This is a genomic window from Stenotrophomonas sp. YJH_SMC_43 (assembly GCF_059372535.1).
This window is the reverse complement of the sequence record NZ_JCAFVQ010000004.1, coordinates 304,638-325,589: the sequence shown is the minus strand read 5'-3', so window position 1 is coordinate 325,589 and position 20,952 is coordinate 304,638. Positions and strand designations below refer to the sequence as shown.

Sequence of the window (20,952 nt, the reverse complement as noted above, 5' to 3'; positions counted from 1 at the left end):
ATGGCATTCAGTAGTGGTGGTGGCAAGGGCCCCATGGCAGACATCAACGTCACGCCCCTCGTGGACGTGATGCTGGTTCTGCTGATCATCTTCATCGTGACCGCGCCGATCATGACGTACCCGATCGCCGTGGACCTGCCGCAGCGCGTGCTCAACCCACCGCCGCAGCTGGTCGAACCGCCGCCGCCGATCGAACTGAAGATCGACGCCAGCAACCAGGTCTCGTGGAACAACAGCCCGATCAATACCAGCGAGCTGCAGCAGCGGATGGAGCAGGAGGTCCAGCGTGACCCGACCAACCAGCCGGAACTGCGCATCGACGCCAGCCCGGATTCCGAGTACGACGTGATGGCCAAGGTTCTGGCCGCTGCGAAGAACGCTCAGATGAAGAAGATCGGTTTTGTGCAGCAGTAATCGCTACACCGCAACACAACAGTCATGACGCGACTGCAGACGCCCCTGGAAACAGGGGCGTCTTTTTTTGTTCTCATCCTGGCACACGGGTCGAGGTTGGATCCCATCGGGTGGCATGCGCCGCTATGATCGGCGGATGCTCGCCCTCTTCGACTCCCTGCGCCACTGGCTGGACGGCATTGCCCACCTCGGTACCATCCTGGCGGTGGCCTATCTGCTGTACCTGCTCGCGCTGACCGGCTGGATCATGCTGCAGAAGCGCGAGCCGGTGGCGACGCTGAGCTGGATCCTGTCGCTGGCGCTGCTGCCGTACCTGGGCCTCTTCATCTACTACCTGCTGGGCCCGCAGAAGGTGAAGCGGCAGCGTTTGCGCCGTGGCCGCGCGCGGTCGGGCATGGAGCACTACAGCGACGTCTGCCCACCCGACGCCGACTGCACCGAGCTGGCCAAGATCGCCCAGGCCACGACCGGGCTTGCGCCGAGCAGCGCCACCGAAGTGACCTGGCTGGTGGACGGCGCGGCGACCTACGCCGCGCTGCTTGAGGCCGTCGCACAGGCACGCGACCACGTGCATCTGGAGTACTACATCTTCAACCCGGACCATGCCGGAACCGCCCTGCGTGACGCGCTGGTGGAACGTGCACAGGCCGGCGTGCAGGTGCGCCTGCTGCTCGATGCCGTAGGCTCTTCCGCCCTGCCCAGCCGCTTCCTGCAGCCGCTGCTCGACGCCGGTGGCGAAGCGATCTGGTTCCACCCACGGCAGCTGCTGAAGCCGTTCAAGCGCCCGTGGTTGAACCTGCGTACCCACCGCAAGCTGGTGATCGTCGATGGGCGCCTCGCCTTCACCGGTGGCATCAACATCACCGACGACGAGGATGAAAGCCGCAGGGCGGATGCCTACCGCGACCTGCACATGCGCATCCGCGGCCACGTGGTGCGCAGCCTGCAGCTGGTGTTTGCCGAGGACTGGCTCTACGCAAGTGGGCAGGATCCCTCGCGCATGGACATCGCCCGTCTGTGGCCGGCCGACATGCCGCTGCGCGGCGATGGTGCGATCAACGCCCAGGTGCTGGTCTCCGGTCCGGACTCGGGCTGGGAAACGATCCATCGCCTGCACGTGGCGGCGATCCAGGAAGCGCATGAGCGTGTCTGGCTGGTCACGCCCTACTTCGTGCCGGGCGAAGCGGCGCGGATGGCGTTGACCTCGGCCGCGCTGGGCGGCCTGGACGTGCGCCTGCTGGTACCGAAGATGAGCGATTCCTGGTTCGTCACCCAGGCCGCCCGCTCCTACTTCGACGAGCTGCTGCATGCCGGGGTGAAGATCTACGAGTACGGCCCGCGCATGCTGCATACCAAGGCCTTCATCGCCGACGACGATGTCTGCATCGTTGGCAGTGCCAACTTCGATCACCGCAGCTTCCGGCTGAACTTCGAGCTGTCGATGATGATCAGTGACCGTGACCGGGTGGCTGCCCTGGCCGAACTGCTGCAGGGTGAGTTCGACCGTTCCACGCGGGTGCGCGACCAGGCCGGCCGCTCGTTGTGGCTGCACCGCCTGCCCGAGGCCTTCGCCCGGCTGGCCTCGCCGCTGCTCTGACGCAGCGCTACACTGCGGCGATCACCCGGGGAGCCCCACTATGTACTGGTTGTACCTGCTGCTGGCGCTGGGCTGTTTCGCCTTCGCGCTGAAGACCCCCAGCGCCGGGCTGATGACTCTGTGCCTGCTGGCCGCCCTCGCCTTCCTGCTGGCCTGGGTGCGAGGCCGCTACGTGGCCCGCTTCGGCGATCTGCAGCGCGACCCTGCCACCCTGGTCGATGCCGAGGAACTGCGCCGCCTGCGCGAGCGGGCCCAGGCCCGCCCTGGTGACGACCACAACGACCACGATCCGTCCCCTCTTTCCCAGTAGTTCCGTTCCATGACCCAGCTCAGCGTCAACGTCAACAAGATCGCCGTCCTGCGCAATTCGCGCGGCGGTGCCGAACCGGACGTGGTGCGTGCCGCCCAGGCCTGCCTGGACGCCGGTGCGCATGGCATCACCGTGCACCCGCGGCCGGACCGCCGACACATCACCGCCGAGGACGTGCTGGCGCTGTCGACGCTGACCCGCGCGCGTGGCGTCGAATTCAACATCGAAGGCAACCCGTTCGCGCCGCCGCGCGAGGGCTACCCCGGGCTGCTGCCGCTGTGCGAACAGACCCGCCCGGCGCAGGCCACGCTGGTGCCGGATGGCGATGGGCAGATCACGTCCGATCACGGTTTCGACTTCGAGCGTGACGGCGAGCGGTTGCGACCACTGGTGGCCGAACTGAAGGCGATGGGTTGCCGGGTCAGCCTGTTCGTTGACGCCGGTAATCCGCTGCTGGAGCAGGCGGCCGACGTCGGCGCCGATCGCATCGAGCTGTACACCGGCCCCTACGCCGAAGCGCACGCCGCCGGTGATGCCGAGGCGATGCTGGCGCTGTTTGCCACCGCCGCACGCCGCGCACAGGCGGTTGGGCTGGGCGTCAACGCCGGCCACGACCTGTCGCAGGACAACCTGCGTGACTTCCTGGCGAACGTGCCGGACGTGCTGGAAGTATCGATCGGCCACGCGCTGATCGGCGAAGCGCTGTATGACGGGCTGGATGCTACGGTGCGCGGCTACCTGGCGCTGCTCTGATGCATTGCAGCCGAGCGTAGGCTCGGCTCTACAAGGTCTCTGCATCAACTGTAGAGCCGAGCCCATGCTCGGCTCAGCACCGCCCTGAACCCTTCAGGCGGCCGTCGCAGCCATTGAGACGGCCACGATGTACGCTGCCACAATGGGTATTGCGATCAAGGGCCGAGGTTCCACGTCCCACCTTGCCGGGCGCTTTGAAAGCACCGTCAGCGAGGCGGTGGACGACGGCTGGGCGGTGGACGAGAGCGAGGAGTTCCTTGCCCCGCGCCTCCGCACCGAGGTGCGTGCCGAGACCGCGCGTAGCATCATCACCCGCAACACCTCGCCGGACGTCGGCTTCAGCCAGTCGGTAAATCCCTACCGCGGCTGCGAGCATGGCTGCTCCTACTGCTTCGCGCGCCCCTCGCATGCCTATCTGAACCTGTCGCCGGGCCTGGACTTCGAGACCAAGCTGTTCGCCAAGACCAATGCCCCCCAGCTGCTGCGCAAGGAGCTGTCGAAGCCGGGTTACGTGCCGCAGCCGATCGCACTGGGCATCAATACCGATGCGTACCAGCCGATCGAGCGCAAGTTCAAGCTGACCCGCCAGCTGATCGAAGTGATGCTGGAGACCAAGCATCCTTTTTCGCTGATCACCAAGAACGCACTGGTCGAGCGCGATATCGATCTGCTTGCACCGCTGGCGGCGGAGAACCTGGTCAGCGTGCACTTCTCGGTGACCACGCTGGACCCGCATCTTTCCGCAAAGCTGGAACCGCGCGCATCGGCGCCGCATGCACGGCTGCGCGCGATGAAGCGTCTGCATGAAGCGGGCATTCCGGTCGGTGTGATGGTGGCGCCGGTGATCCCATGGATCAACGACAGCGAGCTGGAGGCCGTGCTGGAGGCTGCGCACGACGCTGGCGCCAGTACCGCTGGTTACGTGCTGCTGCGCTTGCCGCTTGAAGTGGCGCCGTTGTTCCGCGACTGGCTGGACACCCATCATCCCGATCGTGCCGCGCATGTGATGAGCACCATCCAGCAGCTGCGTGGCGGCAAGGACTACGACAGCCAGTTCGGAACCCGCATGCGGGGCCAGGGTGTGTATGCGGATCTGTTGAACAACCGCTTCAAGCTGGCGCGCAAGCGCCTCGGCTTCAACGCGCAGAACAGTCATTGGCCGAAGCTGGATTGCAGCCGGTTCCTGAAGCCGTTGCCGCCGAAGAAGGATTCGCCGCAGGGGTCGTTGTTCTGAGTCCATCCGTCGAGCATGGCTCGACTCTACATCCGAGGCCGACGAGCCGCTCGGCGTCACCCCCCGAACAACTTCTGCGCACTCTGGAACAGGATCCAGCTGGTCGCGATGAACTTGTCCCCACCCTGCGGGCGATTGCCACGATGGGTATGAGTGAACGCAGTCGGCGCAATCAGCAGGCTGCCGGTACGAGGTGCGATCTTCCGCCCCTGGAACAGGAACTCGGTCTCGCCTTCGTCAAAGTCGTCGTTGAGGTACAGCGTCCACAACACGTGCCGATGCAGGGTCTCGGCCTGCGCATCCTTGGGGTACAGCTCGCAGTGCCAGTACGGATAGCCGCCCTCGCCTGCCGCATACCACTGCAGGTTGATCGCACCCGGACGCAGGCAGGTGCGAGCCAGGTCGGCCAGCTGCTGCGGTGGCATGTCAGGGAAGTCCTCGGCAGACAGGCGTCGCGGTTGGCCGTTGCTGTCCTGGATCTGCAACATCAGCGGGGCGATCAAAGCCTGTGGATAACGGCGTAGATAAGTCAGCAGGCCGTTGAACACCGCGATCTGCAGCTGCTGGTCGACATCCTGCCAGCCGTCCAGGCCACTGATACGCAGATCCTTGCTGTGCTTGAGTTCCGGGAACACGCCACTGCCCACGGCACCGGGCTGCAGGCCACGCGTGGCGCGCAGGCGTTCAACGATGGCCGCGCAGACCTCGCTGGGGACGGCGTTGTGGATGACTTCGATGAAATCGACCGGGCCCTGCTCGTGCATGCGTGCATTCCTTAGGCGGCAACGGCTTGATGGTGCCGTTTGCCGCCCTCGGTGTCACCCCACGGTCATGTCATCGAACTGCCATGACCGCTGTCAGGCGATAGGCCCTCAGCCCTGTGCGTCGTCGTGCGCGTTGTGGTAGCGCACGGCTTCAGCCACTTCCTCGCGCGAACCGAGGAACACCGGTACGCGCTGGTGCAGCTGGTCGGGCTGGATGTCGAGGATGCGCTCGCGGCCGGTCCAGGCGGCGCCGCCGGCCTGTTCGACCAGCAGGCCCATCGGGTTGGCTTCGTACATCAGGCGCAGCTTGCCGGCCTTGGACGGATCCTTCTTGTCCCACGGGTAGATGAAGATGCCGCCGCGGGTCAGGATGCGATGCACGTCGGCCACCATGCTGGCGATCCAGCGCATGTTGAAGTTCTTGCCGCGCGCGCCTTCCTTGCCCGCCAGCAGGTCGCCGACGTAGGCCTGCATCGGCGCTTCCCAGTGACGCTGGTTGGACATGTTGATGGCGAACTCCTGGGTTGCCGCCGGGATCTGCATGTTCTCGGTGGTCAGCACGAACTCGCCCTTCTCGCGGTCCAGGGTGAAGGCATGGGTACCGTGGCCGACGGTCAGCACCAGCTGGGTGCTGGGCCCGTAAATGCAGTAGCCGGCGGCGATCTGCTTGCTGCCCGGCTGCAGGAAGGCGTCATCGCCCGGAAGTTCGACGTTGGTCGGGCAGCGCAGTACCGAGAAGATGGTGCCGACGGAGACGTTGACGTCGATGTTGGAGCTGCCGTCGAGGGGATCGAACAGCAGCAGGAAATCACCACGCGGGTAGATGTCCGGCACCGGCTGGCTGTGGTCCATTTCTTCGGAGGCGCAGGCGGCGAGGTGGCCACCCCAGGCGTTGGCTTCAAGCAGGATCTCGTTGCTGATCACATCCAGCTTCTTCTGCGCTTCGCCCTGCACGTTGCCGGTACCGGCGTCGCCGAGCACGCCACCGAGGGCGCCCTTGCTGACGGCGATGGAGATGCTGGTGCAGGCGCGGGCGACCACGGCGATCAGCTGGCGCAGGTCGGCATTGATGCGGCCGGCGTGCTGTTCCTGGATCAGGAAGCGGGTCAACGAAGTACGGGACATGGTCGGGCAGGTCTCGGCAGCGGGAAAACGCCTATTGTCGCCCGTATGGCGGGGCCGTGCGTGAGCGCGGGAAGGCGTAATCGTTTCCAGATGCGTTGCGCTCGTGGCGCCTTCCTTCATGGAGGCGCAGGGCGAGGCACACCGTGGCCAGGACACGCCGTAAACCCATCCATGGGGGCTCGATCGGCGCATCCATGCGCCTCACGGTCCTGGCCACGGTGTGCCTCGCCCTGCGCTTCAGGGTTCGCCGCGAGCGCGGAGAGTGTGGCAAAGGCAAAGCAGGAGCAAAAACAAAGGCGCCTTTCGGCGCCTTTGTCTTCAAGCCACTGGAGCGTTGCTTCAGCCCTTGGCGACGGTGGCCACGGCCTTGGCGACGTACTCCAGGTTGTTCTGGTTCAGCGCGGCCACGCAGATGCGGCCGGTGCCGACGGCGTAGATGCCGAACTCGTCGCGCAGGCGTTCGACCTGCTCGCGGCTCAGGCCGGAGTAGGAGAACATGCCGGCCTGTTCGTTGATGAAACCGAACTGCGGTGCGCCAGCGGCAGCCAGCTTCTCGACCAGGCCCTGGCGCAGGGCGTGGATGCGCTCGCGCATCTCGGTCAGCTCCTGCTCCCACATCGCACGCAGTTCCGGGTTGGTCAGCACGCCGGCCACCAGCGCGGCACCGTGGGTGGACGGGCTGGAGTAGATGGTGCGGATCACGCGCTTGACCTGCGACTGCACGGCCTTGGCGTCAACGGCGGTCGGCGCCACCATCGACAGCGCACCCACGCGCTCGCCGTACAGCGAGAACGACTTGGAGTACGAGTTGGCGACGATGAAGCTGTCGATGCCTGCTTCGGCGATGATGCGCACCGCGGCGCCGTCCTGTTCGATGCCCTTGTCGAAGCCCTGGTAGGCCATGTCGATGAAGGGGAACAGCTGGCGGTCCTTCAGCAGCTGCGCGACCTGCTTCCACTGGCTGACCGTGAGGTCGGCACCGGTGGGGTTGTGGCAGCAGGCATGCAGCAGCACCACGGTGCCGGCTTCCAGCTTGCCCAGGTCGGCCAGCATGCCGTCGAAATCAACCCCATGGGTGGTCGGGTCGAAGTAGGTGTAGTCCAGCACCTCGAAACCGGCCGCGCTGAACACGGCGCGGTGGTTTTCCCAGCTCGGGTTGCTCAGCGCAACGGTGGCGTGCGGCAGCAGCTTCTTCAGCACGTCGGCGCCGACGCGCAGCGCACCGCTGCCACCAACGGTCTGTGCGGTGGTGACGCGGCCGGCGGCCAGCAGCGGCGAGTCCTTGCCGAACACCAGCTCACGCGTGGCCTGCGTGTACGCCGGCAGGCCATCGATCGGCAGATAGCCGCGCGGTTTGGCTTCAGCGGCGAGCTGCTGCTCGATCTGCTTGACGGCGCGCAGCAGCGGAATGCGGCCGCTCTCGTCGTAGTAGATGCCCACACCCAGGTTGACCTTGGTCGGGCGGCTGTCGGCGTTGTACGCCTCGGTCAGGCCCAGGATCGGGTCGCCTGGGACCAGTTCCACGTTTGCAAAGAAGGACACGGCGGTACTCGTTCGGTAGACGGAAAGGGGGAGGAATTGCGCCACGCGGTTCGCGGCTTTTCGGCCGGAAACAGCCCATCGTAACAAAGCCTGCCGGGGCTGGCCGCCGCCATCGTCATCCGCGGCCCCGTACCATGGCGTGCGTTGCCGCCCGATCCATCAACCTGAATCATGAATCCCGCCGCACGACGCTGTTGCCTTCCGCTGTCTGCCCTGCTGCTGTCGCCCTGGACAGCGGTGGCCGAGCCTGCGCCCACCGCCCTGCCTGCGGTGCAGGTACAGGCCGCACGGGTGCCGGGCATCGACCCGTTCGCGCTGCCGGCCAGCCAGGACACGGTCTGGATCGATGCCAGCCGCGCTGGCACCGGCGCGCAGCTGTCCGAGGCGCTGGCCGGGGTACCGGGGCTGCTGGCGCGCGACCGGCAGAACTTCGCGCAGGACACGCAGCTGTCGATCCGTGGCTTCGGCGCGCGCTCGACCTTCGGTGTGCGCGGGGTGCGGGTGTTGATCGACGGCGTGCCGGCCACCATGCCCGATGGCCAGGGCCAGCTGTCACACGCCAGCCTGCTGGGCGCCGAGCGCATCGACGTGCTGCGCGGGCCGTTCTCGGCGCTGTACGGCAACTCCTCCGGTGGCGTGCTGCAGGTCTGGAGCGCGCAGGGCCAGGCCGGCGACCCGTGGCGGTTGCGGCTCAACGCTGGTGCCGACAACACGCTCAGTGTCGGCGCGCAGCTGAAGGGTGCCGGCCAACTGCTGGACTACAACATCGCCGCCAATCACCTCCGCACCGATGGCTGGCGGGACCACAGCCGTGCGCGCCGTGAATCGCTCAACGCACGCATCGGTGGTGCGCTGGGCGGTGGGCGGCTGGAGCTGTTGCTCAATGCGCTCGATGCCCCCGATGCACAGGATCCGCTGGGCCTGACCCGTGCCCAGGTGGCGGCTGATCCGCGCCAGGCCACGGCGGTGGCGCACCCGTACAACACCCGCAAATCGGTGCGCCAGCAGCAGGCCGGCCTGCGCTGGACCCGTGAAACGGGAGCGCAGCGCTGGCAGTTGATGGGCTATGCCGGGCAGCGCGCGGTGACCCAGTTCCTGCCCATTCCGCCCACGGCGCAGGCCAATCCGCTGCATGCCGGCGGCGTGATCGATCTGGACGCCGGCTACGGCGGGCTGGACGCGCGCTGGGGCTGGCACGGCGATCTGGCCGGGCGACCGCTGGACCTGGTGGCCGGGCTCAGCGCCGACCGCCAGCGCCAGCATCGGACCGGCTACGAGAACTTCCTCGGCAGCACGCTGGGCGTACGGGGGCGCCTGCGCAGAGACCAGATCGACACCGTGCATAACGTCGATCAGTTCGCGCAGGCGTGGTGGCAGTGGAGTCCACGCTGGTCATTGCTGGCTGGCCTGCGCCACAGCACCGTGCGCTTCGAATCCGACGACCGCTACATCATCGGCCGCAACCCGGATGACAGTGGCCGCCGGCGCTACCAGGCCACCACGCCGGTGGCCGGGATCAGCTTTGAGGCCAGCCCGCAGTGGCGGCTGCATGCTGCGGTCGGCCGCGGTTTCGAAACCCCCACCTTCAACGAACTGGGCTATCGCGCCGACGGGCAGGCGGGATTGGCACTGGATCTGGCGGCCGCCCGCAGCCGCAATCTGGAGATTGGCAGCAAGTGGCACGCGCAGGGCGGAATCCAGCTCGATATCAGCCTGTTCCGTGCAGATACCGACAATGAGCTGGCCGTTGCCAGCAACACCGGAGGGCGCAGCACCTATCGCAACATTGGCCGCACCCGCCGCCAGGGCGTGGAACTGCAGTACCGACAGCCGCTGGCCGAGCAATTGGAACTGCAGTTGGCCTGGACCTGGCTGCAGGCGCAGGTGCGCTCGCCTTACCTGACCTCGAACAACGTGGTCGCGGCGGGCAGTCGCTTGCCGGGTGTGCCGCGCCAGCAGGCGTTCGCCCGCCTGCAGTGGAGCCCCGCCGACTGGCAATGGGCACTGGAGGCCACGGCCAGCAGCGATACCGTGGTCAACGACGTCGCCACCGAACGGGCGCCGGGCTTTGCCCTGTTGCACGTGGAGGGCGGACGCCGCTGGACCCTGCCCGGCGGTGAACTGCGTGCCTTCGCGCGGCTGGAGAACGTGCTGGACCAGGCCTACATCGGCTCGGTGATCGTCAACGATGGCAATGGCCGCTACTACGAGCCCGGGCCGGGACGGCGGGCCAGCGTGGGTGTGCAGTGGTCGTGGCGCTAGCGCGGGACCGCTGCGCGCGCCGGGCAGGGCCCGGCGCTACCGTCAATCGGGGGCCTTGGCCGGTACGAACGGCGAGGTCGGGTCGCTGGCGGGGAAGGTTTCCTCCAGCGCCTCGTCCTGGTTGTCGCTGGCGCGCTGCTTGCGCTCGCGGCGCTTGAGCGGGCTCTCTTGGCCACCGCGATGGCGGTCACCGCCATCCTTGCGGTCCTGGGCCGCCTGTTCAGCCACATGTCTCACCGGCAGATGGTCGTCACCGTGCTCGGCATCGAAGAACGGCGCACCGGTGCCGCGGTAGTCGGCGTTGTCGGCATCGCGCTTGCCGCGCTGTTCACCGGGAAGGGGCGGGTGGTTTTCCCGCATCGGGTCTCGTGAGGTCTCTCGGCTCATGGTCTGGTACCTGCACTCGGGGCTCCCACTACACCGCCCTGCAGGTAAAGCCACTGCGAACCTGGCGTCATGAACATCTCGCTCACCCCCCGGTAACGGCACCGCGCGTATTCCTGCCCACCCGCCCCGCTGCAGGAGCCGGCCATGCCCCGTCTTGAACGACCCGCACCGTCCGTGTTCAACGCCCTGCTCGATCCGCTTGGCCAGCGCACCGCCCAGCGCCGCACGCGCCGCCAGGAAGATCCGCAGGCGGTGGCGCAGGATTACCTGCAGTACATGCTCAGCGATTACGAGGAGAGGCGTGGCCAGAGCCACCGCAACTGGCGTGATCTGTGCCCGGTGTATGCCTTCGCGCTGACCACCCATGCCGCGGATTGGCCACGTGCTGATGCCGCCGATACCTGCGAGGAACTGGCCGAGCACTGGGAGCAGATGCGCGGGCAGTCGCGGTTGAGCTGGTCGCAGGCACGGCCGGTGGTGGAGGACGCCTGGCGCGCACTGGACCATATTCCGGCGGCGGCGGTGAGGCCGTTGCTGCAGTAGTGGCGGGCGCTTGAAGCAGCCGAGCGCGGGCTCGGCTCTACAGCAAAGTGGTCGCGCCACCTGACGTGCACGGCACGGACACGGTTGGTTTACGCCCTCCGGCCCACGCTGGGCACCCTGCCCCGCCAAAGGTACGCCCATGGCCCGCCCGATCTGGACCGGCACGCTGTCGTTTGGCCTGCTCAATGTGCCCGTGTCGCTGATGTCCGGCGAACGCAAGGTCGATCTGCAGTTCCGCATGCTCGACTCCCGCGATCGCAAGCCGATCCGTTTCGAACGGGTCAACGCCGACACCGGTGAGGAAGTGCCCTGGAAGGACATCGTCAAAGCCTACGAGTACGACAAGGGCAGCTACGTCGTGCTGGAGGAAGGTGATATCCGGTCGGCCGCGCCGGAAAGCCACGAAGCGGTGGAGGTGGAATCGTTCGTGGATGCGGCGCAGATCGACCCGCGCTACTACGAGAAACCCTATCTGCTGGTACCCGGCAAGAAGGCCGAAAAGGGCTACGTGCTGCTGCGCGAGACATTGCGCAGTACCGGCAAGGTGGGCATCGCACGGGTAGTGGTGCGCACACGGGAATACCTGTGTGCGGTGATGCCGCATGAGGACGCGCTGGTGCTGATGATCCTGCGCTATCCGCAGGAACTGGTGGATCCCGAGGACTACAAGCTGCCCACCGGGAAGCTCGCCGACTACCGCATCACCAGCAAGGAAACGGCGATGGCCGAGCAGTTGATCGAGTCGATGTCCGGTGATTGGGACCCGTCGCAGTACCACGATGAGTTCCGCGAGCGCCTCCAGCAGGTGCTGAACAAGCGCATCAAGTCCAGGGGCGGCACCACGCGGGTGGACGATGAGCCGGCACCGCGCGAGGACGCCAGTACCAACGTGGTCGATTTCATGGCGCTGCTGCAGAAGAGCCTGGATGCGAACACGCGCACGCCGGCGAAGAAGACGGCGACGCGGAAGGCACCGGCGAAGAAGGCTGCGAAGAAGACCGCCAAAAAGGCCGTGAAGAAAACCACCCGGCGCAAGGTAGGTTGAACCATGCCGCTGCACCAGTACCGGCGCAAACGCCGACTTGGCGGTGGCGCCGGGCAGACACCGGAGCCTGACGACACGCGCGTCCGCGGTGATCCGAGGCGGCGGCCGACCTTCGTCATCCAGCTGCACCATGCCAGCTCGCGCCACTACGACTTCCGCCTTGAGATGGACGGCGTGCTGAAGAGCTGGGCGGTGCCGAAAGGTCCTTCGCTTCGCGTCGGTGAGAAGCGGTTGGCCGTGGAAGTGGAAGATCACCCGCTGTCCTACGCCACCTTCGAGGGAGACATTCCCGAAGGCCACTACGGCGCGGGCCACGTCGAGGTGTTTGATCAGGGTACCTGGGCCTGCGAAGGTGATCCTCTGCAGGCACTGGCGGCAGGAAAGATCGACTTCGTGCTGCATGGGCAACGCCTGGCCGGTGGCTGGAAGCTGGTGCGCACCGCGATGAAAGGACGCCAGGTGCAATGGCTGCTGATCAAGCGCGACGATGGTGAAGCGCGCGACGCCGAGGCGGATGACCTGCTGACGGCACCGATGCCGAAACGAGCACCTGCGGCGAAGAAGCGTTCCGCAGGGAAGGCGGTGCGCTCGGTCCCCGCCGCACGGACGACCACACGCAAGGCCGATGCGCGCTGGCATGCATGCGCACTGCAGCTGCACGGCGCACGTGATACGCCCTATCCCCGCGGGTTCAAACCGCAGTTGACCGATCATCGCGACAGTGCCCCGGACGGCGAGCGCTGGCTGCATGAGATCAAGTGGGATGGCTATCGGCTGCTGGCCGACCTGCACGATGGCGAGGTGAAACTCCGCTCGCGCAACGGCCTGGACTGGACGGCCGATTTTCCCGAGGTCGTGCAGGCCGTGCGGGCGCTGCCGGTGCGTGATGCGCGACTGGACGGTGAGCTGGTGGTGCTGGACAAGAAAGGACGCAGTGACTTCGCAGCGTTGCAGCGCGTGATCGACGGCAGTTCGAAACAACCACTGCGCTACATCGTGTTCGATCTTCCGGGTGTGGCCGGCGTGGACATCAGTCGTGCACCGCTGGTGGAGCGCAAGGCGCTGCTGAAGGACCTCATCGGGCCAGCGCCCGGCACCCTGGCCTTCAGCGAACACGTGATCAACCATGGGCCGCAGGTATTCGATGCCAGCGGCGAGGCCGGCTTTGAAGGCATCGTCAGCAAGCAGGTGGATGCGCCGTACGTGAATACCCGCGCGCGCAGCTGGGTGAAGGTGAAGCACGAAGACACCGACGAGTTCGTGATTGTCGGCTACACGGCACCCAAGGGTTCCCGGGTGGGATTCGGTTCGCTGCTTCTGGCCACGCCGGACAAGGCCGGCCTGCGCTATGTCGGCCGCGTTGGCACCGGCTTCGACGATGAAAGCCTGCGCGCGCTGCTCAAGGCACTGCGGCCGTTGGCAGTGAAGACGCCCGTGCTGCAGCTGCCGGTGCATGTGCCGTTTCGCGCTGCCAGCGTACGCTGGGTGACACCAGTGGCGGTGGCGGAGGTGGCGTTCCGTGGCTGGGGCAAGGAAGGCCTGCTGCGCCAGGCCAGTTTCAAGCGGCTGCGCAGCGACAAGCAGAAGGAGGACCTGGGAATGAGCACCGCAGATGCCGAAGCCGGAGGTGAGGTCCAGATCACTCATCCGGAGCGGGTGGTGTTTCCAAAGCAGAAACTGCGCAAGGGCGACGTGGCCGACTACTATCAGCGCATGGCGCGCTGGATCCTGCCCGAAATCGCCGGACGTCCACTGTCACTGCTGCGCTGCCCGGACGGCGTAGGCAAGGCTTGCTTCTTCCAGAAGCACCATGGTCCCGGCCTGGGCGATGCGGTACATGCGGTGCCCCTGCAGCAGAAGAGCGGCCGCGAGGATTACGTCTACATCGACGACACGCGCGGCCTGCTGCAGCTGGTGCAGATGAACACCCTGGAGCTGCATCCCTGGGGCGCGACCGTGGCCGATCCCGAACATCCGGATCGTCTGGTGTTCGATCTCGACCCCGGCGAAGGTGTCAGCTGGGCACAGGTGAAAGCCGGTGCACGCGATGTGCGCGACCGCCTGCAGCAGGTGGGCCTGAAGAGCTTCGTACGCCTGTCCGGTGGCAAGGGCGTGCACGTGGTGGTGCCGCTGCAGCCCAAGGCAGGCTGGGACGAGGCGAAGGCGTTCTGCGAGGCGTTCGCGCAGGCAATGGCGCTGGAGCAGCCTGATCGCTATGTGGCGACGATGAGCAAGGCCAAGCGCGGCGGGGTGATCTTCATCGACTGGCTGCGCAACACAAGGGGTGCTACCAGCGTGTGCTCGTGGTCGCTGCGCGCGCGCGACAGTGCCGGCGTGGCGGTGCCGCTGCGCTGGGAAGAGCTTGCACGCGTCAGTGCGGCCGACGCGTTTCCGATGGCCAAGGCACTGGCGCGCGCGAAGCGGCTGAAGGGTGACCCATGGCAGGGCATCGCGCGGTTGAAGCAGACGCTGCCGCGCATGGACCTGTAGAGCCGAGCCCATGCTCGGCTTGCATGCACATCGACACAGGCAGCCGAGCATGGGCTCGGCTCTACAGGGGCGGCGTTACCTTGCGTCGCGCGACGCGCGGCGGCCGAACCACCAGCCGGCCAGCAGCTGCAACGGCAGCGATGCCAGCAGCGAAATGACGAACCAGAGCGGGAAATCAGCGCCTGCGGCCCACACCGCGTAGCCGCAGCCCAGCGCGATCAGTGACCAGATGGAAAAACCATGCGAACGCGGCCAGCAGGGCGCGTAGTAGGTGGCGAAGGAAATGCCGGCGACGCCACCGAGCACGCTGAAGGCCAGGTCCCACCCCAGCTGCACGCTGTTGTTGTCCGGCGACATGCCCACCAGCGGGGGCAGCCAGCTGGCGACGCTGCTGACCAGCGCAAGCGACAGCACGCCGCCGATCAGGGCGACGAAGGACAGGAACAGGGTCTTGAGCAGGGCGGGCATGCGCGCATTGTAAGGCTGCGCGAAGTGCCTGGGGTTGCTGGCCTGCGGCCGGTACTACCGATGGATCGGCATGGCCGCCGCGTCCGTGGGAGAGGGGGACGGAGCGACGGCGGCCATGCACAGGCGGTCAGGCGGCGAAGTCGAGCACCACGCGGCCTTCGATGGTGCCCGCGTGCATGCGCGCGAACACCTCGTTGATGTTTTCCAGGCGATCGGTGCTGACCGTGGCGGCAACCTTGCCTTCGGCAGCGAACTGCAACGACTCCTGCAGGTCCAGCCGGGTGCCGACGATCGAGCCGCGCACGGTGATGCCGTTGAGCACCATGCCGAAGATGTCCAGCGGGAAGTTGCCCGGCGGCAGACCGTTGAGCGAAACGGTACCGCCACGGCGGACCATGCCCAGCGCCTGCTCGAACGCTTTCGGCGACACCGCCGTGACCAGGGCGCCGTGCGCGCCGCCGATTTCCTTCTTCAGGAAGGCAGCGGGGTCGGTGGTGCGCGCGTTGACGGTGATCTGCGCGCCGAGCTGCCGGGCCAACGCCAGCTTGTTGTCGTCCACGTCCACCGCCGCCACGTTCAGGCCCATTGCGCGGGCGTACTGCACGGCCATGTGGCCCAGGCCGCCGATGCCGGAAATCACCACCCAGTCCCCTGGCTTGGTGTCGGTCACCTTCAGGCCCTTGTAGACGGTCACGCCGGCGCACAGCACCGGCGCGATCTCGACAAAGCCCACGTCCTTCGGAAGCAGGCCGACATAGTTGGCATCGGCCAGTGCGTACTCGGCGAAGCCGCCGTTGACCGAGTAGCCGGTGTTGCGCTGCGTCTCGCACAGCGTTTCCCAGCCGCCCAGGCAGTGTTCGCAATGGCCACACGCCGAGTACAACCAGGGGATGCCGACCCTGTCGCCTTCCTTGACGTGCCCTACCCCGCCTCCCACGGCCACGATGTGCCCCACGCCCTCGTGACCGGGGATGAATGGCGGGTTCGGTTTCACCGGCCAGTCGCCCTCGGCGGCGTGCAGGTCGGTGTGGCAGACGCCACAGGCCTCGATCTTGACCAGTACTTCGCCCGCCCCCGGGCGTGGTACCGAGACTTCCTCGATCACCAGTGGCTTGCCGAACTCACGCACTACAGCGGCCTTCATGGTCGAATTCATGTTCGGATCTCCGTAGTGCGCTTGCCCACAGAATGACGCCGGCTCGAGGCCGGCGCTTTGATCACGATCAAACCTTTGACGATTCGTGCAGCAGGTTCAGCTGGCCAGCACCGACGCCTCGCGGGCGAGGCGCTCGATGGCGTCCCAGTCACGGGTCTGCAGCAGTGCCGGCGTGGTCAGCCACGAGCCGCCCACGCACAGCACGTTGGGCAGGTGCAGGAACTGCGGCGCGGTCTGCGCGCTGATGCCACCGGTCGGGCAGAAGCGTACATCGGCGAACGGGCCGTGCCAGGCCGCCAGCAGTGCGGCGCCACCGGCCTGCACCGCCGGGAAGAACTTGAAGGTGTCGTGGCCGTGCTCCAGGCCCAGGATGAGGTCCGAGGCGGTGGCGGCACCGGGCAGGTACGGCAGGTCGGCATCGCGCGCGGCCGCGTACAGTGCCGGCGTGGCGCCGGGGGACACCGCGAAACGCGCTCCGGCCTGCTTCGCCGCCTGCATCTGCGCCGGGGTAAGCACGGTGCCGGCACCGATCACCGCGTCCGGTACGGCCTCGACCATGGCCGTGATCGCGTCCAGCGCCTGCGGCGTGCGCAGGGTCACTTCGATCACCGGCAGGCCGCCGCGGAACAGGGCCTGGGCCACTTCGACCGCGTCATTCACGTCTTCGGGGGTGTACACCGGAATCACCGGTGCCAGTTTCAGGACCGCGCGTACGCGCGGATCAGCGGCGGACATCGAATCGCTCCTCGCCCATCAGGGCCAGCACGTCAGCTTCGCTGACAGGATTGAAATCGCCGGGGATGGAGTGCTTCAGCGCCCCGGCGGCCAGGCCGAACCGCACGGTGGCGTCGGCATCAAGGCCGGACAGGATGCCATGCAGGATGCCGGCCGCGAAGGCATCACCGCCACCGATGCGGTCGACGATGCCCTGCAGATGACGCAGTGGGGCCTGTGCGCGGGTTCCGTCGCAACCCAGCAACACAGCGCCCAGCACATGGTGGTCCACGCTCAGCACCTGCCGCTGCGTGCAGGCCATCCACTGCAGTTGCGGAAAGGCACCGAACGCGGCGGCAGCGGCCGCGTCGATCCGCTCCATCAGGTCCGGCTGGGTGAAGCGGGTGCCCAGTACGACCTCCATGTCGCGGTAGTCGGCGAACACGATGTCGGCCTGCGCGAACAGTTCGCGCAATACCGCCTGCGCATCGCCTCCCCAGCGCTGCCAGAGGCGGGGCCGGAAATTGCCGTCGAAGGAGACGCGGACACCGGCCTGTCTTGCCGCGCGCGCCGCCGCCAGCGTGGCCGCCGCCACGTGCGGGCCCAACGCCGGGCTGACCCCGGAGACGTGCAGCCACTGCGCGTCCTGCAGCAGCGCTGGCCAGTCGTAGTCGGCTGCAGTGCTGCGCGCGAACGCCGAATCCGCGCGGTCGTAGACCACTTCGCTCGCGCGCTGTACCGCGCCGGTGGTGAGGAAGTACAGGCCCATGCGGCCCTCGGCGTCCTCGCGCACACCGCGCGTATCCACGCCGTGCCGCCGCAGTTCACCCAGTACATGCGCCCCCAGCGCATTGCCGGCCACGGTGCTGACCATGGCCACCTGATGTCCAAGCCGGGACAGCGAGACACCCACGTTGGCTTCGGCCCCTCCCACATGGACCTGGAGTTGCGGCGACTGCAGCAGCAGTTCGTTGCCGGGGGCACCCAGGCGCAGCAACAACTCTCCAAAACACACGATACGACCCATCTCAGCTCCTTCACGCGTGCCACCAGCATGGGACACTGCATGGCGTGTAAGTGGACCACGCGAGGGGCGTGGCGATTGGCTAGCGGTGTCATTCTAGACCGAAGACGCCTTGAGAGCGCTTGGGCTATATGTCGAAACCTTTGTCCTGCAAGCGTCTTGGAGACATTGCAAATCTGTTGCGGTGCAAGATGCCCGATCCCGGTGGTGCTGCTAACGTCGGTTTTGACTAGCGGTGTCATTTCGCCGCGCAGCTGCGATACCAGACCTTTGGGAGAGGGGAAAGGCATGCAATCTCGGATCCATGGAAAAAAGACACCGGTTACCTTGCTGGCCCTGGGGGTGGGACTCGCCCTGTCCACCAGCGCGGCCGCCCAGCAGCAGACCGCTACCGACCTGGACACGGTGAACGTCACAGGCTATCGCGCCAGTGTCGAAAAGGCGCTGGACATCAAGCGCGGCGAGGCCGGCGTGGTCGATGCCATCGTCGCCGAAGACATCGGCAAGTTTCCCGACCTCAATCTGGCTGAATCGCTGCAGCGCATTCCGGGCGTGGTGATCACACGCGAAGCCGGCGAAGGCCGCAACATCTCGGTGCGCGGCCTGGGCCCGGATTTCACCCGCGTGCGCATCAATGGGATGGAAGCGCTGACCACCGTCGGCGCCGGTGACCAGAGCGGTGGTACCAACCGCGGCCGCGGTTTCGACTTCAACGTGTTTGCCTCGGACCTGTTCTCGCAGCTGGTGGTGCGCAAGACCGCCTCGGCCGACGTCGAGGAAGGCTCGCTGGGTGCCACTGTCGACCTGCGCACCGCGCGCCCGTTCGACTACGACGGCTTCACCTTCGCCGCAAGCGGCCAGGCCGGCTACAACCAGATGGCCGAAAAGGCCGACCCGCGGCTGGCCGCGCTGGTCTCCAACACCTTCGCCGATGGTACCTTCGGCGCCCTCCTGTCGGTGGCCTACTCCGAGCGCCAGGCACTGGAGGAAGGCTCCAACACCGGCCGCTGGGCCAACGGCCCGAGCAATGGCAACTTCGCTGCGTCATCGCCGTTCGCCGCCGCACGCGCCGCTGATGTATTCCACCCGCGCTTCCCGCGCTACGTGCAGATGGAACACGAGCAGAAGCGCCTGGGCGTGACCGGCTCGCTGCAGTGGAAGCCCAGCGATGCCAGTGAAGTATCGCTGGACATGCTGTACTCGAAGATCGATGCCACCCGCGACGAGCAGTACATCGAAGCGATTTCCTTCAGCCGTGGCAGCAGCAGCACCCCGCGCCTGGTCGGCAAGCCGAGCACCATCGTCAGGAACGGCGAGATCCGCAACGGCGCGCTGCTGTACGGTGAATTCGACAACGTCGACATCCGTACCGAGAACCGCCACGACGAGTGGAGCACCGAGTTCAAGCAGATCAGCCTGAACGGCCAGCACCGTTTCGGCGACGACTTCACCGTGTCCGGCAAGCTGGGCATCTCGCGCTCCAGGCACGAGAATCCAGTGCAGACCACCGTCATCATGGACAAGTACGACGTCAAGGGCTACAGCTACGACTACCGTGGCAACAGCCGCTTCCCGATCCTCAACTACGGCATCGACCCGACCGACCCCAACGGTTGGGAACTGGCGGAAATCCGCCTGCGCCCGCAGTACGTGGACAACGACTTCGATACCGGCCAGATCGACTTCAACTGGAACATCAGCCCCGGCTTCCGCCTGAAGGGCGGCGTGCTTGCCAAGGACTACACGTTCAAGACCACCGAACTGCGCCGTGCCAGCGAACTGGCCGTGCCGACCTTCGCCAGCGGCAGCAGGATCGTGCCCGTGGACATGATCAACCAGGCCGGCCTGAAGGGCATCAATGGCAATCCGTCCAACTGGGTGGTGCCGAACCTGGATGCAATCGCCGACCAGTTCGACATCTACAGCAACAGCGGCATCTATGCCGTCGCGCCGCGCGCCAACAACGTGCGCAGCGTGGAAGAGAAGGACCGTGGTGCCTACCTGATGGGCGAGTTCAGCACCGAAATCGGCTCGCTGCCGCTGTCGGGCAACTTCGGCGTGCGCTACGTGCGCACCAGGCAGACCTCCACCGGGCTGTCGACGCTGGCCAGTGGTACCACCTCCACCACCGCCACCCGCACCTACGATGACACCCTGCCCTCGTTCAACCTGGTGGCCGAGGTCACGCCCGATTTCCTGATCCGCCTGGGTGCGGCCAAGGTCATGACCCGCCCGGGCCTGGGCAGCCTGACGCCAGGTGCAACCGTGGCCGTGGCCGGTGGTGCGCGCACCATCTCCAGCGGCAATCCCAACCTGGACCCGACGCGCGCCACCAATGTCGACCTGGGCTTCGAGTGGTACTTCGCCGAAGGCGCGATGGCGGGCCTGGGCCTGTTCTACAAGGACATCGAGACCTCGGTCCAGACCCTGCGCGAGAACCGCCCGTACACCGACAGCGGCCTGCCTGCCGAACTGCTGACCGGTACCGGCGCCTCGCCCACCGACGACTTCACCTTCACCCGGCCAGTCAATACCCCCGGCGGTGAGCTGTACGGCGCCGAGGCGAACTACACCCAGCCCTTCACTTTCCTGCCGGGCAAGTGGTCGAACCTGGGCGTGCAGCTGAACTACACCTGGGTCGAATCGAAGATCCAGTACATCAACTCGGCTGGCCAGCCGGTGATGAAGAACGATCTGCTGGGCCTGTCCAAATCGTCATGGAACGCAACGCTGTTCTACGAAGGCGAGACCTTCGCTGGCCGCGTCTCCGCCACCAACCGCGATGACTACCTCACCCAGGTGCCCGGTCAGGAAACCGGCTTCAACCTGGACGGCTACCACGGCATGACCGGCACCACGGTCATTGATGCGTCCATCCGCTACAAGATCAGCGACCAGCTGGAACTGAGCCTGGAAGGCATCAACCTGACCAACGAAGCCTCGGATGAATGGGTGTACTCGCCCGCCACCGGCCGCCTGCCACTCCAGTACACCGAAACCGGCCGCCAGTTCCTGCTGGGCGTGCGCTACAAGTTCTGAGCAACGCCGGCGGCGCGTACCGATACGCGCCGCGGTTCGCCATGACCGCTGCTGCGCCGCAAGGTGCCGCTGCGGCGTGGCCTTG

The 20,952-nt window shown here is 66.6% G+C and carries 18 protein-coding genes; 10 read left to right on the top strand and 8 right to left on the bottom strand.

Going from position 1 to position 20,952, the window contains the following annotated elements; genetic code table 11:
• The 5 genes from AC5QAH_RS18475 to AC5QAH_RS18455 all read left to right on the top strand — a co-directional run bounded on the left by AC5QAH_RS18475 (window position 1) and on the right by AC5QAH_RS18455 (window position 4,308).
• Window positions 1–414 (top strand): ExbD/TolR family protein, encoded by a 414-nt coding sequence (locus tag AC5QAH_RS18475; RefSeq protein WP_005411740.1) that lies wholly within the window; start codon window positions 1–3, stop codon window positions 412–414.
• Between the two features lie 136 nt (window positions 415–550).
• Window positions 551–2,011 carry a cardiolipin synthase gene (gene cls / locus AC5QAH_RS18470; protein ID WP_049453946.1) on the top strand — a complete coding sequence of 487 codons (1,461 nt, stop codon included), beginning with the start codon at window positions 551–553 and terminating at the stop codon, window positions 2,009–2,011.
• 40 nt (window positions 2,012–2,051) lie between these two features.
• Window positions 2,052–2,321: a membrane protein gene (locus AC5QAH_RS18465; RefSeq protein ID WP_049453878.1), complete on the top strand. Its 270-nt coding sequence runs from the start codon at window positions 2,052–2,054 to the stop codon at window positions 2,319–2,321.
• Between the two features lie 9 nt (window positions 2,322–2,330).
• Complete coding sequence (locus AC5QAH_RS18460) at window positions 2,331–3,074, top strand: pyridoxine 5'-phosphate synthase (RefSeq protein WP_043397717.1); 744 nt, start codon at window positions 2,331–2,333, stop codon at window positions 3,072–3,074.
• A 142-nt stretch (window positions 3,075–3,216) separates the two neighbouring features.
• Window positions 3,217–4,308 carry a PA0069 family radical SAM protein gene (locus AC5QAH_RS18455; RefSeq protein WP_043397720.1) on the top strand — a complete coding sequence of 364 codons (1,092 nt, stop codon included), beginning with the start codon at window positions 3,217–3,219 and terminating at the stop codon, window positions 4,306–4,308.
• Window positions 4,309–4,364: 56 nt separating this feature from the next.
• On the opposite strand, the gene AC5QAH_RS18450 is transcribed toward AC5QAH_RS18455, so the two are convergent.
• The 3 genes from AC5QAH_RS18450 to AC5QAH_RS18440 form a co-directional block, all read right to left on the bottom strand.
• The gene (locus AC5QAH_RS18450; RefSeq protein ID WP_019337497.1) at window positions 4,365–5,072 is read right to left on the bottom strand and encodes a 2OG-Fe(II) oxygenase; all 708 of its coding nucleotides are present in this window, start codon (window positions 5,070–5,072) and stop codon (window positions 4,365–4,367) included.
• 108 nt (window positions 5,073–5,180) lie between these two features.
• The gene (locus AC5QAH_RS18445; protein ID WP_049436134.1) at window positions 5,181–6,197 is read right to left on the bottom strand and encodes a class 1 fructose-bisphosphatase; all 1,017 of its coding nucleotides are present in this window, start codon (window positions 6,195–6,197) and stop codon (window positions 5,181–5,183) included.
• Window positions 6,198–6,536: 339 nt separating this feature from the next.
• Window positions 6,537–7,739 carry an amino acid aminotransferase gene (locus AC5QAH_RS18440; protein ID WP_049453882.1) on the bottom strand — a complete coding sequence of 401 codons (1,203 nt, stop codon included), beginning with the start codon at window positions 7,737–7,739 and terminating at the stop codon, window positions 6,537–6,539.
• A gap of 171 nt (window positions 7,740–7,910) precedes the next feature.
• Here AC5QAH_RS18440 and AC5QAH_RS18435 point away from each other — a divergent pair, with 171 nt between their 5' ends.
• Window positions 7,911–10,001, top strand: coding sequence for a TonB-dependent receptor family protein (locus AC5QAH_RS18435; RefSeq protein ID WP_049453883.1), 2,091 nt, complete (start codon window positions 7,911–7,913; stop codon window positions 9,999–10,001).
• Window positions 10,002–10,043: 42 nt separating this feature from the next.
• Here the strand turns inward: AC5QAH_RS18435 and AC5QAH_RS18430 are convergent, their stop codons facing one another.
• Window positions 10,044–10,388 carry a hypothetical protein gene (locus tag AC5QAH_RS18430; RefSeq protein WP_029380149.1) on the bottom strand — a complete coding sequence of 115 codons (345 nt, stop codon included), beginning with the start codon at window positions 10,386–10,388 and terminating at the stop codon, window positions 10,044–10,046.
• Between the two features lie 144 nt (window positions 10,389–10,532).
• Between AC5QAH_RS18430 and AC5QAH_RS18425 the strand changes: the two genes are divergently transcribed.
• The 3 genes from AC5QAH_RS18425 to ligD all read left to right on the top strand — a co-directional run bounded on the left by AC5QAH_RS18425 (window position 10,533) and on the right by ligD (window position 14,466).
• Window positions 10,533–10,931, top strand: a complete 399-nt coding sequence (locus AC5QAH_RS18425; protein ID WP_049453885.1) for a hypothetical protein — start codon at window positions 10,533–10,535, stop codon at window positions 10,929–10,931.
• A gap of 139 nt (window positions 10,932–11,070) precedes the next feature.
• Window positions 11,071–11,976 carry a non-homologous end joining protein Ku gene (gene ku, locus AC5QAH_RS18420; RefSeq protein ID WP_049453886.1) on the top strand — a complete coding sequence of 302 codons (906 nt, stop codon included), beginning with the start codon at window positions 11,071–11,073 and terminating at the stop codon, window positions 11,974–11,976.
• Window positions 11,977–11,979: 3 nt separating this feature from the next.
• Complete coding sequence (gene ligD, locus AC5QAH_RS18415; RefSeq protein WP_049453888.1) at window positions 11,980–14,466, top strand: DNA ligase D; 2,487 nt, start codon at window positions 11,980–11,982, stop codon at window positions 14,464–14,466.
• A gap of 75 nt (window positions 14,467–14,541) precedes the next feature.
• On the opposite strand, the gene AC5QAH_RS18410 is transcribed toward ligD, so the two are convergent.
• The 4 genes from AC5QAH_RS18410 to AC5QAH_RS18395 form a co-directional block, all read right to left on the bottom strand.
• A complete protein-coding gene (locus tag AC5QAH_RS18410; protein WP_019338569.1) occupies window positions 14,542–14,934 on the bottom strand; it encodes a hypothetical protein in 393 nt (130 codons plus the stop codon).
• Window positions 14,935–15,061: 127 nt separating this feature from the next.
• A complete protein-coding gene (gene adhP, locus AC5QAH_RS18405; RefSeq protein WP_010487377.1) occupies window positions 15,062–16,090 on the bottom strand; it encodes an alcohol dehydrogenase AdhP in 1,029 nt (342 codons plus the stop codon).
• 96 nt (window positions 16,091–16,186) lie between these two features.
• Window positions 16,187–16,825, bottom strand: a complete 639-nt coding sequence (eda, locus tag AC5QAH_RS18400) for a bifunctional 4-hydroxy-2-oxoglutarate aldolase/2-dehydro-3-deoxy-phosphogluconate aldolase (RefSeq protein WP_049412757.1) — start codon at window positions 16,823–16,825, stop codon at window positions 16,187–16,189.
• Window positions 16,812–17,831 carry a sugar kinase gene (locus AC5QAH_RS18395; protein WP_026346897.1) on the bottom strand — a complete coding sequence of 340 codons (1,020 nt, stop codon included), beginning with the start codon at window positions 17,829–17,831 and terminating at the stop codon, window positions 16,812–16,814. The genes eda and AC5QAH_RS18395 overlap by 14 nt, the downstream gene beginning before the upstream one ends.
• 285 nt (window positions 17,832–18,116) lie before the next feature.
• Here AC5QAH_RS18395 and AC5QAH_RS18390 point away from each other — a divergent pair, with 285 nt between their 5' ends.
• The gene (locus tag AC5QAH_RS18390; protein WP_029550752.1) at window positions 18,117–20,867 is read left to right on the top strand and encodes a TonB-dependent receptor; all 2,751 of its coding nucleotides are present in this window, start codon (window positions 18,117–18,119) and stop codon (window positions 20,865–20,867) included.
• Window positions 20,868–20,952 lie beyond the last annotated feature (85 nt).